The 13,162-nt window shown below is 69.5% G+C and carries 11 protein-coding genes and 1 riboswitch; of the genes, 3 read left to right on the top strand and 8 right to left on the bottom strand.

Translation table 11 applies throughout. From position 1 onward, the window contains the following. Positions 1-6: 6 nt before the first annotated feature. From ACFWW9_RS27785 to ACFWW9_RS27770, 4 genes are read right to left on the bottom strand one after another with little or no spacing between them, the layout of a single operon-like run. Positions 7-654 (bottom strand): DUF4230 domain-containing protein, encoded by a 648-nt coding sequence (locus tag ACFWW9_RS27785; RefSeq protein ID WP_390383901.1) that lies wholly within the window; start codon positions 652-654, stop codon positions 7-9. Between the two features lie 53 nt (positions 655-707). Further along, positions 708-1,115 carry a hypothetical protein gene (locus ACFWW9_RS27780; protein ID WP_390383899.1) on the bottom strand — a complete coding sequence of 136 codons (408 nt, stop codon included), beginning with the start codon at positions 1,113-1,115 and terminating at the stop codon, positions 708-710. Next, the gene (locus tag ACFWW9_RS27775; protein WP_390383897.1) at positions 1,064-1,798 is read right to left on the bottom strand and encodes a DUF998 domain-containing protein; all 735 of its coding nucleotides are present in this window, start codon (positions 1,796-1,798) and stop codon (positions 1,064-1,066) included. Before ACFWW9_RS27775 ends, ACFWW9_RS27780 begins: the two co-directional genes overlap by 52 nt. A 51-nt stretch (positions 1,799-1,849) precedes the next feature. Beyond that, positions 1,850-2,005, bottom strand: coding sequence for a hypothetical protein (locus ACFWW9_RS27770; RefSeq protein WP_390383895.1), 156 nt, complete (start codon positions 2,003-2,005; stop codon positions 1,850-1,852). A 103-nt stretch (positions 2,006-2,108) separates the two neighbouring features. After that, a riboswitch (cobalamin riboswitch) is annotated at positions 2,109-2,323 on the top strand. 241 nt (positions 2,324-2,564) lie between these two features. Here ACFWW9_RS27770 and ACFWW9_RS27765 point away from each other — a divergent pair. Together ACFWW9_RS27765 and ACFWW9_RS27760 are read left to right on the top strand one after the other, a co-directional pair. Then, entirely contained in the window at positions 2,565-5,399 is a 2,835-nt protein-coding gene (locus tag ACFWW9_RS27765) for a ribonucleoside-diphosphate reductase subunit alpha (RefSeq protein WP_390383893.1), read from the top strand. Then, on the top strand, positions 5,396-6,457 hold the full coding sequence (locus tag ACFWW9_RS27760; RefSeq protein ID WP_390383891.1) for a ribonucleotide-diphosphate reductase subunit beta: 1,062 nt from the start codon (positions 5,396-5,398) through the stop codon (positions 6,455-6,457). The genes ACFWW9_RS27765 and ACFWW9_RS27760 overlap by 4 nt, the downstream gene beginning before the upstream one ends. Positions 6,458-6,502: 45 nt before the next feature. On the opposite strand, the gene ACFWW9_RS27755 is transcribed toward ACFWW9_RS27760, so the two are convergent. The 4 genes from ACFWW9_RS27755 to ACFWW9_RS27740 all read right to left on the bottom strand — a co-directional run bounded on the left by ACFWW9_RS27755 (position 6,503) and on the right by ACFWW9_RS27740 (position 11,406). Beyond that, complete coding sequence (locus tag ACFWW9_RS27755) at positions 6,503-7,084, bottom strand: DUF305 domain-containing protein (protein ID WP_390383889.1); 582 nt, start codon at positions 7,082-7,084, stop codon at positions 6,503-6,505. A gap of 31 nt (positions 7,085-7,115) precedes the next feature. Next, positions 7,116-8,132 (bottom strand): LacI family DNA-binding transcriptional regulator, encoded by a 1,017-nt coding sequence (locus ACFWW9_RS27750; RefSeq protein WP_390383887.1) that lies wholly within the window; start codon positions 8,130-8,132, stop codon positions 7,116-7,118. A 123-nt stretch (positions 8,133-8,255) separates the two neighbouring features. Next, positions 8,256-10,058 (bottom strand): discoidin domain-containing protein, encoded by a 1,803-nt coding sequence (locus ACFWW9_RS27745; RefSeq protein WP_390383885.1) that lies wholly within the window; start codon positions 10,056-10,058, stop codon positions 8,256-8,258. A gap of 43 nt (positions 10,059-10,101) precedes the next feature. Next, on the bottom strand, positions 10,102-11,406 hold the full coding sequence (locus tag ACFWW9_RS27740) for a DUF1996 domain-containing protein (protein WP_390383883.1): 1,305 nt from the start codon (positions 11,404-11,406) through the stop codon (positions 10,102-10,104). A gap of 1,323 nt (positions 11,407-12,729) precedes the next feature. On the opposite strand from ACFWW9_RS27740, the gene ACFWW9_RS27735 reads away from it, so the two are divergent. Beyond that, positions 12,730-13,161, top strand: coding sequence for a YdeI/OmpD-associated family protein (locus ACFWW9_RS27735; protein WP_390383881.1), 432 nt, complete (start codon positions 12,730-12,732; stop codon positions 13,159-13,161). Position 13,162: the final 1 nt, after the last annotated feature.

Raw genomic sequence — 13,162 nt, 5'->3', positions numbered from 1 at the left:
CCTAACTCATGTCTTGGGCGCGTCCACGAAGTGGACCTCGAACCCCAGCGCTCCGCACAGCCCGACGAGCATCTTCTGCGTGTTCTCGGTGGCCTTGGCCTCCAGGTTCGACTCCTTGGCCGCGTCGGAGATCTTCTGCTCCGCCGCGACGTAGAACTGCTGCTGGTCGGCGGTCTGCACGACGCTGTTCAGCCGGTCGAACAGCCCGCGCTCCTGCGCGAACACGTAGCTGCGCTCGTGGTTGATGTTCGGCTTGTCCAGCCGCGGCTTCGGCAGCGCGATGTCGACGGTCTTCTTCTCCTGCGACACCACCATCGCGTTCTCCGCGAGCCCGCCGAAGTCGACGTAGGCGTTGACGGACCCGGCGGAGACGAACAGGGTCCGCGACCCGGCCAGGACGTCCGGGACGAACCGCACGTCCTTCTCGATGTCGATCACGACCTGGTAGTCGCCGGAGGCGGCGTGGTACTGGCTCAGGTCGCGGATCGACCGCAGCAGCGCGGGCTGGCTGCGGTCGACCGTGTCGGTGCCGAACGGGTTGAGCTTGGGCAGCACGCCCACGATCTGGAGCGCGGCGGCGGCCACGACGACCAGGCACACCGCCACGACCCCGCGGAAGAGCCACCGCGAACCGGACCGCCAGGGAAGTCTCATACCCGGACGGGTACCCGGTCCGCACCCCCGTCAGACGGGGCCGAACGGACGCATCAGTAGTTGTCGCCGCCGAAGAAGATCTCCTCGATCTGGTCGGCGGTGCCCGCGAGCAGCGACAGCGGCTCGACGAACTCGTGGATGTCCAGCGTCTCCAACGGCAGCGAGTGCCGCAGCACCACGTGCTCCCCCATGATCGCCGCGCCGGACGCGATCGAGGACCGGCCGACCTCCTCCAGCAGCGCGCGCAGGTCGCACTTGGCGGCCAGGCCCACGGGGGAGGCGATCTGCACCCACTCGTGCTTCGCGTCCAGCACCTCGCGCACCAGGATGACGACCTGGGTGCGCTCGTCCTCCTCGTCCAGGTGCTCGAAGCCGTACAGGATCCGCATCTCGTCGGAGTCCTCCGAGATCACGTCGTACTGGTCGCGGACGTACGCCGCGAGGTCTCCCCACGTTGCCATGCCCCGAGTTTAGGGCGGTTCGCCGCTCCCAGGGCCCACAACCCGGCGACCAGGACGGCGATCACCTCCGTGAACACCAGGATCCGCTCGACGTACCCGATCGGGAACACCCGCCACCACGCGGTGCCACCGGAGGCGTGCACGAGAACGGCGTACAGCAGGGGCGAGAACGCCAGCACGGACAGGACGCCGAACCCCAGCGTCCACCGGGCGTGGCCGCCCCACGTCGGGTCCCGCAGCCACGGGCGGGCCAGCGCGATCATCGCGATCGGCAGGCTCACGAACGCGAGCAGGCTCGCCGCCCGGTGGATGCCGCCGCTCGCCGACGTCGACGGCAGCGACCAGTCCTGCTTCGGGAACGCCACCACGAGCGCCAAACCCAACGACCACAACGAAAGCGCGACGGCGCCGGTGGAGAACCAGCGGGTGACACCGCGGCGCACGAGCACGGCGGCGATCACCAGCGACCCGGCGGCGAGCAGCGACACGGCCACCTCGAAGACCCACGCGTTCGCGCCGAGGCCGTACTGGCTGATCGTGCGGCGCAGCTCGGCGGGGGCCTCCAGCGCGTTGCGCAGGTCCAGCGCGCCGATCATCGCGACGGTCGTCAGGACGGCGGTCAGGCCCGCCACGGCGACCACGCGGGGAAGGGCGCTCGGTCTCGTCAGCTCTGCGGTCGTCACGACCGGCAAAACGCCCGGACCGGACACGGGGTTCCGTGATTCAGCAAACCATCAGGAACGCCTGGCCAGCCGGAAGACCACGACGGCGGCCACGGCGAGCGCTCCGGTGAGCCACGGGACGGCCGGGCCGACGGCCAGGGACCCCACCGCGAGCGCCCCGGCGGCGGTGGCCGCGACACGCGGGGCCGAGGGTTCCCCGTCACCCATTCGTCGCACTCCCCCCGCCGGTCACCCTGCACTTTCACCTTATCGCATGACCTGGGCAACAAAGACCATCTTGGGCTGCGCGGCGAACCCCACCCCCACATGTAGTATCCAACGCGCTGATGGTTCACCTCCGGTCCACCCGGTGGTGAGGCAAGAGGGAATCCGGTGCGAATCCGGAGCTGCCCCGCAGCGGTGAGCGGGAACGACCGCCGTCATGAAGCACTGGACGCGAGTCCGGGAAGCGACGGCCAGTAGGTCCGCCGGCGAGAGCCGGAGTGCCCGCGAGTCCGAAGACCTGCCACCAGCGTGCACGCGACCGCGTGCACTACCCCGGTGCCCCGAGGGAGGGCGCGCGCGGACGGCTCACGGCGCCTCCTGCCGTGCTGCCTGCGCGTAGCTCCCCCGCGGTTCTCCGGGTGTCCACCGAGCTCGCGAGGAGAGAGCCGTGATGTCGCACTCCAGCCCGGACGGCTGACTCTCCGCGCACCCCCGAGTTTCCGACCGTCGAGCGCTGCTCGCCGGGCGATGCCACCTGCCCGAACACCACCCGCGGAGAGTCATGTCCCCCACCGAAACACCCGTTCAAGTCCCGGTGATCAGCCGCGACGGCACGGTGTCGCCGTTCGACGCGACCAAGATCGCCACCGCCGTGGCCAAGGCCTTCCACGCCGTCGAGGGCGCCGAGGCCGCCGGGTCGCAGCGGGTGCGCGAGCTGGTCGCGGACCTGACCCGGCAGGTCGAGGAGAAGCTGCGCAGGCAGGCCGGGCCGGATCGCGGGGTGCACATCGAGCAGATCCAGGACCAGGTCGAGCTGGTGCTGATGCGCGACGGCCACCACAAGGTCGCCCGCGCGTACGTGCTGTACCGCGAGGAGCACGCCAAGGCCCGGACCGCCGAGCAGCCCGCCGCCGAGGTCCGGCCCGCGCTGACCGTGAGGTTCCCGGACGGCCGGGTCGAGCCGCTGGACTTCGACCGGCTCGCGCTGGTGATCTCCGAGGCGTGCGCCGGGCTGCCCGCGACGTCCGCGGAGACCGTGCTGGCCGAGACGCGGCGCAACCTGTACGACGGCATCAGCCGCGCCGAGCTGGCCGTGGCGCCGGTGATGTCCGCGCGCACGATGGTCGAGATCGACCCGGACTACTCGCTGGTCAGCGCCCGGCTGCTGCTGGACAAGCTGCGCCGCGAGGCGCTGTCGTTCCTGGCCGGCAAGGACGACGAGGCCAACCACGCGGAGATGTCCGTGCGGTACCCGGAGTACTTCGCGTCCTTCGTGCGGCGGGGCGTCGAGCTGGGGCAGCTCGACCCGCTGCTGGAGGAGTTCGACCTGGCCCGGCTCGGCGCGGCGCTGCTGCCCGACCGCGACCTGGCGTTCCAGTTCCTCGGCATGCAGGTCCTGTACGACCGGTACTTCCTGCACAGCGACGAGAACCGCTACGAGCTGCCGCAGGCGTTCTTCATGCGCGTGGCCATGGGCTTGGCGCTGCGCGAGGACGACCGCGAGGCGCGGGCGATCGAGTTCTACGAGCTGCTGTCGTCGTTCGACTTCATGTGCTCCACGCCCACGCTGTTCAACGCCGGGACCACGCGCCCGCAGCTCTCGTCGTGCTTCCTCACGACGGTGGACGACGACCTCCAGGGCATCTTCCACGGGATCAGCAACAACGCGCTGCTGTCGAAGTTCGCGGGCGGCCTGGGCAACGACTGGACGCCGGTCCGCGGCATCGGCGCGCACATCAAGGGCACCAACGGCAAGTCGCAGGGCGTCGTGCCGTTCCTGAAGATCGCCAACGACACGGCCGTCGCGGTGAACCAGGGCGGCAAGCGCAAGGGCGCGGTGTGCGCGTACCTGGAGACGTGGCACATCGACGTCGAGGAGTTCCTCGACCTGCGCAAGAACACCGGCGACGAGCGCCGCCGCACGCACGACATGAACACGGCGAACTGGGTGCCGGACGAGTTCATGCGCCGGGTCCGCTCGGGCGGCGACTGGACGCTGTTCTCCCCCGACGAGGTGCCGGACCTGCACGACCTGTTCGGCGACGCGTTCGCCGCGCGCTACCGCGAGTACGAGGCGGCGGCGGACCGCGGCGAGGTCAAGGTGTTCCGGCGGCTCAAGGCCGCGGACATGTGGCGGCGGATGCTGACCATGCTGTTCGAGACCGGGCACCCGTGGATCACCTTCAAGGACCCGTGCAACCTGCGCTCGCCGCAGCAGCACTCCGGCGTCGTGCACTCGTCCAACCTGTGCACCGAGATCACGCTGAACACGAACCTCGACGAGGTCGCGGTGTGCAACCTCGGGTCGGTCAACCTGGCCCAGCACACCGGTCCCGACGGGATCGACAGCGCGCGGCTGGAGAAGACCGTGCGGACCGCCGTGCGGATGCTCGACAACGTGATCGACGTGAACTACTACACGATCCCGGAAGCCCGTCGGGCGAACATGCGGCACCGGCCGGTCGGCCTGGGGCTCATGGGGTTCCAGGACGCGCTGTTCGCGCAGCGGATCGCGATGGGGTCGACCGCGGCCGTCGAGTTCGCGGACCGCAGCATGGAGGAGATCAGCTACTACGCGATCTCCGCGTCGGCCGACCTCGCCGCGGAGCGCGGGGCGTACGAGTCCTACGAGGGTTCGCTGTGGTCGCGGGGGATCCTGCCGTTCGACTCGATCGCGCTGCTGGCCTCGACCCGCGGCGCGGACCTGGAGCTGGACCGCTCGTCCACGCTGGACTGGGACTCGGTGCGGGCGCGGGTGCTCGCCGTGGGGATGCGCAACTCCAACGTGATGGCCATCGCGCCGACGGCGACGATCGCGAACATCTGCGGCGTGAACCAGTCGATCGAGCCGCTGTACCGGAACCTGTACGTGAAGTCGAACATGTCCGGCGACTTCACCGTGGTGAACCCGGACCTGATCCGGGACCTGAAGGCGCGCGGGCTGTGGGACGAGGTCATGGTGAGCGACCTCAAGTACTACGACGGGAGCCTGTCGCCGATCGAGCGGATCCCGGCCGACCTGAAGGCGCTGTACGCCACGGCGTTCGAGCTGGACTCGAAGTGGCTGATCGAGGCCGGGGCCCGGCGGCAGAAGTGGATCGACCAGGCGCAGTCGCTGAACCTGTACATCGACCAGCCCAGCGGGCGGAAGCTCGACGAGCTGTACCAGCTCGCGTGGGTGCGCGGGCTGAAGACCACGTACTACCTGCGGTCGCAGAGCGCCACGCACGTGGAGAAGTCGACGCTGAAGGGGACGGACGGGAAGTTGAACGCGGTGTCGCCCGTGTCGGTCCCCGCCGCTCCTGTCGCCCCTGTCGTCACGGCTCCGGTGATCATCGCCGACGCCGGCGCGGCTGTCTGTTCGATCATCGACCCCGATTGCGAGGCCTGCCAGTGAGCTCGGACCTGTTCGACAGCGCCAGTCCCATCGAGGTGGGCGCGGCCCGTGTCAGCGTCGACGACAAGGCGATGATCAACTGCCGCGCCGACGTGAACCAACTGCTGCCGTTGAAGTACCACTGGGCGTGGGAGAAGTACCTGGCCGGGTGCAACAACGCGTGGATGCCGACCGAGGTGTCCATGCAGGCGGACATCTCGCTGTGGAAGTCGGCCGACGGGCTGACGGAGGACGAGCGCCGGGCGATCAAGCGGAACCTCGGGTTCTTCGCGACGTCGGAGTCGTTGGTGGCCAACAACATCGTGCTGGCCGTCTACCGACACCTGACGAACCCCGAGTGCAGGCAGTACCTACTGCGACAGGCCTTTGAAGAGGCCGTTCACACGCACACGTTCCAGTACATCTGCGAGTCGTTGGGGTTGGACGACGGCGAGCTGTTCAACATGTACCGGGAGATCCCGTCGATCACCGACAAGGCCGCGTGGGCGTTGAAGTACACGCAGCACTTGGAGGACCCGTCGTTCTCGACCGGGACGCCGGAGAAGGACCAGGCGTTCCTGCGGGACCTGGTGGCGTTCTACGTGGTGTTCGAGGGCATGTGGTTCTACACCGGGTTCGCGCAGATCCTGTCGCTGGGGCGGCGCAACAAGATGGTGGGGATCGCGGAGCAGTACCAGTACATCCTGCGGGACGAGTCGATCCACCTGAACTTCGGGATCGACGCGATCAACCAGATCAAGATCGAGAACCCCCACCTGTGGACCGACAAGTTCCAGGAGGAGATCCGGACGATGCTGGTCGAGGGGTGTGAGCTGGAGATCGCCTACGGGCGGGACACGATGCCCCGCGGGCTGCTCGGGCTGAACGCCGAGCTGTGCGAGGAGTACATGCACTTCATCACCAACCGGCGGTGTGCGCAGTTGGGGTTGGAGCCGGTGTTCCCGCCCACGGAGAACCCGTTCCCGTGGATGTCGGAGATGATGGACCTGAAGAAGGAGAAGAACTTCTTCGAGACTCGGGTGATCGAGTACCAGAACGGCGGCTCGTTGGAGTGGTGAGCTGAGGGGGCGCGCTGCCGGGCTTCCGGCGGCGCGCCCCTCGCGTCACCCGGTGCCCAGCTTGGCCAGGTACTCGGCCCGGCTCGCCTCGATGCCCTTGGTCAGCTCCAGCACCTCCGGGCTGCTGCCCGCTCCCAGTTCCGACTTCGCGACCGTCGTGGACTCCTCGAAGTGGGCTTTGAGGAGGGTGCGCAGTTCGTCGTCGAAGGCCGGGCCCGTGACTTTGGTGAGTTTGTCCAGTTCGTCCGCCGTGACCATGCCCGGCATGTCGTGGCCGTCGTGCATGGCCAGGTAGGTCTGGCCTGCCGTGGTGAGGGCCTTGCGCAGGCCTTCGAGTTCTTTCTGGTGGCCGGTTTCCACCTCGGCCGCCAAGGCTGCCAACGCCGGGTTCACGCCCTGGCGGGTTTTTGCCAGTTGGAGGACCGGCAGGACCGTCTCGTCCTGGGGAATTGCCAGTTGGACGTAGGCCGCGTCGGTGTCGCTGAAGCCGCCCGGTCGAGCCGGAGCCGAGGAGGACGGTGGCGCGGCGGCCGGGTGGACGTGGGCGCTGTGCGGGTCTTGCTGCTGTTGGGCTGTCGAGCAGCCCGCCAGCAGCAGTGCGGCCAGCAGCAGGGTGGTGCGGCGCATGTGATCACTCCCAGGATGAGGTCACAGGTGGCTAGGCGGAGTGGCGGACTACCAGCGTTGGTTCGAAGACGACGGCGCTGACCGGGCGGTCCGGGCGTTCGATGCGGCCGAGGAGGAGTCTGGCCATTTCCGCCGCCATCTCCTCCACCGGCTGTCTGACCGTGGTGAGGGGTGGGTCGCAGGCCAGGGCCGGGCTGCTGTCGTCGAAACCGACCACCGCGATGTCGTCCGGGACGTGGAGGCCGTGTCTGCGGAGCACCGGCATGGCGCCGTGGGCCATGAGGTCGGAGGCGATGAAGATGCCGTCGACGTCCGGGCACCTCGCCAGGAGTTCCTCCATGGCCGTCGCACCGCCCTCGTGGGTGAAGTCGGCTTCCACGGCGATCACCTCCGGGTAGCCGCGGTCCGCCATGGTGTTGCGGAAGCCCGCCAAGCGGTCGTGCGCCGCGGTGGTGGAGACCGGACCGGTGATGGTCGCCACCCGGTAGCAGCCGCGGTCGGCCAGGTGGTGGGCCGCGAGGGAGGCTCCTGCCAGCTGGTTGACGTCCACGTAGGTGATGGGCATCGGGCGGACCGGTCTGGCCGCCAGGACGACCGGGAGGTGCGAGTCGATGAGCATCTTAGGCAGCGGGTCCGCGCCGTGGGTGTGGATGAGGATCACGCCGTCCAGGCGGCCCTGGCGCAGGTCGGCGACGACCTGCTGGTGGGTGCCCGCTCCGGCGCTGGTCAGGACCAGTTGCACGCCCAGGGGCTGGGTGACGTCCATGACGCCCGCCACCACGCGGCCGAAGTACGGGTCGCCGAGCATGCGGCCCTCGTCCGGCAGCACCAGGCCGATCGCGCCCGCGCGCCTGGTCACGAGCGACCTGGCGGCCCGGTTGGGGGTGTAGCCGGTGGCGACGATGGCGCGGGTGACCATTTCGCGGAGTTCCTCGTCCACCGTGGAGACCCCGTTCACCACCCGCGAGACCGTCGCCCTGGACACGCCCGCGACCCGCGCCACCTCTTCCAAGGTGACCGGCGACGGCGTGGAGCGGGAGTCTGGCACGTCTGCCTTTATACCGTTCTTCAAGGTGCACCCGGTGTTCTCGGCGGAAGCAGTCCTGAATGGACGCCGCGCTGCTCCGGGAGACCTCCCCCGGAGCAGCGCGGTCGTCACGACAGGTCTCGCCTACTGGTAGACGCGGACGTAGTCGACCAGCATGCGCTGCGGGAACTGGGTGCTGGCGTCCGGCGGACCGGGCCAGTCACCGCCCACGGCGTTGTTCAGGATGATGAAGAACGGGTGGTCGAACACCCAGGGACCGCGAGTCGCCTCGACGGTGGCCTTGTCGATCGCGATGACCTGCTGGTCGTCGATCGACATCTTGATGCCCTTGCTGTCCCAGTCCAGGGTGAACTTGTGGAAGGCGTTCATGTAGTCCGCCCCGCCCGGCAGGGCCAGTGGAGCGCCGATGCCGCCGCCGCCGAAGTACGACGGTCCGTGGATCGTCTGGTAGGCGGTGTTGGGTTCGCGGCCGAGGTGCTCCATGATGTCGATCTCGCCGGAGTTCGGCCACGGGGTGTTGGTGTCGATGATGTTCGCGCCCAGCATCCAGAACGCGGGCCACAGGCCCTTGGTGCCGGACACCTTGATGTTGGCCTCGATCCTGCCGTACGTCCAGGTGGCCTTGCCGTGGGTGATGAGCCGCGACGAGGTGTACTGGCAGGTGCCGCTGCCGCTGACCGGGTCGACCGGGCAGGCCGAGCCGGGCGTGACCTCACGACGGGCTTCCAGCACGAGGTTGCCGTTGCCGTCGGTGAAGGTGTTGTTGTTGTTCGTGTAGTACTGGAGTTCGGCGTTCTGGCCGGTGCCGATCTCCGGCCGCCACTTGTTGGCGTCCGGCTTGGTGCCGTTGGGCGTGTTGAACTCGTCCGACCACACCAGCTGCTTCGGGTTGCGCGGGTCCTGCGGGATCACCGGCTGCGGGTTCGGCGCGCCGCCGGTGCCCCACACCTGGAACTCCCAGAGCGAGTAGCCGTAGGGCGAGCCGCGGCCCGTGCCGTACATCCGGACGAACCGGCCGCTGCCGTTGACGGTGAGCGTCTGCTTGAAGCCGGCGCCCGTCGTCGTGGAGTAGATCGGCGTCCAGTTGCCCGTGCCGTTCGGCGAGACCTGGATCTCGAAGGACTTGCCGTACGCCGGGTCCCACTGCAGGACGACCTTGTGGATCTGGGCCGTGGCCCCGAGGTCGACCTGGATCCAGCCGGGGTCGACCCAGCCGACGTCGGTCGCCGTCGCCCAGCGGGTGGCCGGGTCGAAGTCGAACGCCTTGTCGGTCGTGCAGCCGTTGCAGTTGGGGTCGTTCTGCTGCGTGGAGGCCGTTCCCGGCTTCTTGTACGACAGCAGGACGTCGGTCCCGTTGTTCGGCGGCGTGGTCGTCGTGGTGGTGGTCGGCGGGGTGCCGGTGTCCGTGCTGGTGCGGACCGCGAGCTCCCACAGCGAGACGCCCCACTGCGTGGCGCGGGCCGTGGAGTAGACGCGGAGGTACCTGCCGGAACCGGTGAACGTCGGGTTCTGCACACCACCGGTGCTGGTCGTGGTCGAGTAGACGGACGTCCACCCGGTGCTGCCGTCGGCGGAGACCTCGATCCGGTACGCCGAGGCGTACGCGGTCTCCCAGTTGAGGGTCGCGCCGCAGAAGTTCTGCGTCGACCCGAAGTCGACCCGAAGCCACTGCGGGTCGGCCGCGTCGCTCGACCAGCGCGTGCCGGGGTCCCCGTCGACCGCCGAGGTGGCGACGAAGGGGCTCCCGGTCTGCACCGAGGACGCGGTGACGGGCTTGCCCTGGGCGGCGTTGGCCGTGCCGCACACCGGTGCGGCGGCGTGCGCCGTCAGGAGCGGAACGGCGACCGCGCAGGCGGTCACGACGGCCGTGAGCGCGGCTACGAGCCTGCCCCGGTGTCGAAGGCCGCGAGAAGCGGGTGGTTGCATGACATCTCCAGTGATGATCGTCGCAACAGGACGGACGGCTCGATCAGGGACGACCGTCGACCCCGCACTTGATGATGGGGTTGATGCAGTCGCGGACGCGGCGCAGCATCTCGGCCTCCGGCCACGCGTTGAAGAAGTCGCCGTGCATCGTGAACCCGGCCCCCGAGGAGAGGCGGAACCCGGCCGGGTTGCCGCTGATCGGGTACCGGACGACCTGGCGCAGCTTCGGCACGGGGACCGGGTGCGTCGACGGGCAGTCGCCGTTCACCGGGTAGGCCATGTGGCTCTTGTGGTCCGCCGAGTCGAGGTCGCGGCCGTTCCAGCACTGCGGGAAGTCCAAGTAGGACTCCAGCTCGGTGCCCGCGGGGCATTCCACGAAGTTCTTCGACGGGTTCACCTGGCCCGCGTGCAAGCAGGACCAGCGGGAGATCGTGGTCTCGTCCGGCGCGGTCGCCTTGGAGTTGCCCGCGACGATCCGCAGGCCCAGCGGCAACGGCTGGATCCGGGCGATCACGTCGTCGCGCACGCCCTCGCCGAGGTAGTAGAACGTCGGCGGGTCGGGCACGACCACCTGGTTGTTGTTGTAGAAGTCCGGGATCCAGTACGACGACAGGTCCAGGGCCGGGGAGCAGTTGCTGTTCGCGGCGAGCAGGCTGTTGATGTCGCTGTTCGCGTTGGTCGACGTGTTGCCGAAGAACGCGTGCATGTGCGACGCGCCGGGCAGGCGCGGGGCGACGATCGGGTCGTCCGGCAGCCGGTGGCTGAACGGGCAGGACGCGAGGAACTCCGCGACCCGCACGATCGGGCCGTTCGGCGGCGGGGTGGTCGTGGGACCGCCCGCGCGGGTGCCGAAGACCTGGAACTCCCACAGCGAGATGCCCCACTGGGTGGCCCTGGTGATGCCTTCGATCCGCACGTACCGGCCGGAGCCGGACACCGCGAGGGTCTCGTTGCCGCCGGTCCCGCCGGTCACCGTCTTGATGGTGGTCCAGCCGTCCGCGCCGTTGGCGGAAGTCTGGATGCGGTACGAGCTGGCGTAGGCGTTCTCCCAGTTCAGGGTGATCTGGGAGATCGTGGACGTGGACCCGAGGTCAACCCGAAGCCACTGGCCGTCCTGCGCGGCACTGGACCAGCGGGTACCGCCGTTGCCGTCGACCGCGGCGGGCGCGAGCGTCCCGCCGTTCTCGGACGACGACGCCGCGGCGGTGGCGCCTTGGGACAGGAGATCGGGAGCGGCGGCGGCGGTGGACGTGCCGACGTAGAGAGCGGACGCGGTCAGCCCCGCGATGGCAAGGCCCGCGAAGAGACCTCGCCACCGGGTGGGAGCACGGCGAATCGTGGTTACCACGACTCTCCTTTCGCAGGGGAGCAGGCCGTGCTGACCCCGGCGCGGGAAGACCTGCGCCGGGACGGCCCGAGGAGGTTACGAGGAGGTTTCAGGAGAGCGCTCTCTCAGCGGACGCTAGAACTGGGCCGCAGGACTGTCAAGGAATACCGGGAGTTCCGGTCCAAGTCGGGCGAATCGCCAGGACCGCGAGGAGAGCACGGTCAGAGAGCGCTCTCTGGAGGCGGGCTTGAGGGAGGGAGGAGAGGGCTGGTGGGAGACCAGGGTGGAGAAGGGGGAGGTCGGGAGCGTGGGGCCCTCGGGACCAGCGGCGGGAAGGGAGGGGCGGGGGTGAAAGGCCGAGGTTGGGGCCGGACCGGGGCTGGAGCCGGGCCGGAGCAGGGTTAGAGCCGGGCCGGGCGATGGCGGGGTTAGACGGACCGGGACAGGGGCGAGGCTGGAACCGGACCGACCGACCGGGCGAGACAGGCCGGGGCGAGGCGAGGGGCGAACCGGAGCGGGCGGGGCAAGAGGGGCCAAGCCAGCGCGGGGTAGGCCGGGGCAGGCCGGAGCCGCACCGAACAGGCCGAGGCGAGAGAGGCCGGGGCGAGGCTGGAGCCAAACCCGAGCGCGGGCGGGCAAGACGGGCCAAGCCAGCGCGGGGGCCTGAACCGGAGCGGGCGGGCAAGACCGGGCAGAGCCGAGTCGAACCGGGGCGGGCACAGGACGCCGAAGTGGGCGGGTAGTGCGGGACTGGGCCGGTGCCAGGCTGGAGTCGAACCGCACCGCCCGCCCTGGGCGTCCAGCCTGGGTCGAGGGCCGGGCGTCTGGGGCAGGACAAGCAGGGCGAGACGGGGTGAGGTGAGGCGGCCCGCAGCTGAGGCTGGAATTGGATGAGGGCCGAGCCCAAGCCGGGGCGGAATCAGGCCAGGAACCAGAGCCGAAAGCGGAACCCTGAGTGGAGAGTGCTGGGGTCGAGGCACTTCGGGGCCTGGGCTGGGACCTCGGCCAGTAGTGGGGCTGAGTGGGCCGAGAGTCGGTGGGCAGGGGCGGAGGCGGATTGGGACGGATGGGCCGGAGGCCGTGGGCCGAGGCTTGAACTACGAGCGCGAGCGAGGGGCGCGAGCATCAAGGCTGGGCCGCTCGTGGGGCTTGAGCGACATCGGTCGGGCTACGCGGAACCTGTCCCCGGTCGCGGCTCGATGGGTCTGGCGCGAGCGGTGTCACTCGAGGTGCTGGAGGGCGCTTCGCTGAGCGCTTCCTGCGCGGTCCGTCGTGGGCCGACCGGGGGAAGTCGTGGGCTGCGTCCCGGCTGCTGAACTGGTTGTTTCGCGGCATACTGCCGGCATGAGGTTCCGGGCGACTGTTTTGCAGAGCGGGAAGACGGCTACCGGGGTCCGGGTGCCGGACGAGGTTGTCGACGGGTTGGGGTCTGGGCGGCGGCCCGCTGTTCTGGCGCGGATCGGTGACTACGAGTACCGCACCAGCGTCGGGTCCATGGGTGGGGTGTTCATGCTCCCCATCAGTGCCGAGGTGCGGGCAGGCGCGGGGGTGGCCGCCGGGGACGACATCGAGGTCGAGTTGGCCCTGGACACCGCGGTGCGGGAGGTCGTGGTCCCGGAGGACTTGGCCGCCGCCTTGGACGACGCCGCGCGGGCTAGGTTCGACGCCCTGTCCTACAGTGCGAAACGTCGTCTGGTCATGCCGATCGACGACGCCAAGACCCCCGAGACCCGTCAACGGCGCGTCGCCAAGGTGGTCGAGGGCCTCCAGGGCTGAC

The organism is Umezawaea sp. NPDC059074, assembly GCF_042738955.1.
Taxonomy (GTDB): Bacteria; Actinomycetota; Actinomycetes; order Mycobacteriales; family Pseudonocardiaceae; genus Umezawaea.
The sequence above is the reverse complement of the archived record's forward strand: the minus strand, read 5'-3'. Positions and strand labels throughout refer to the sequence as shown.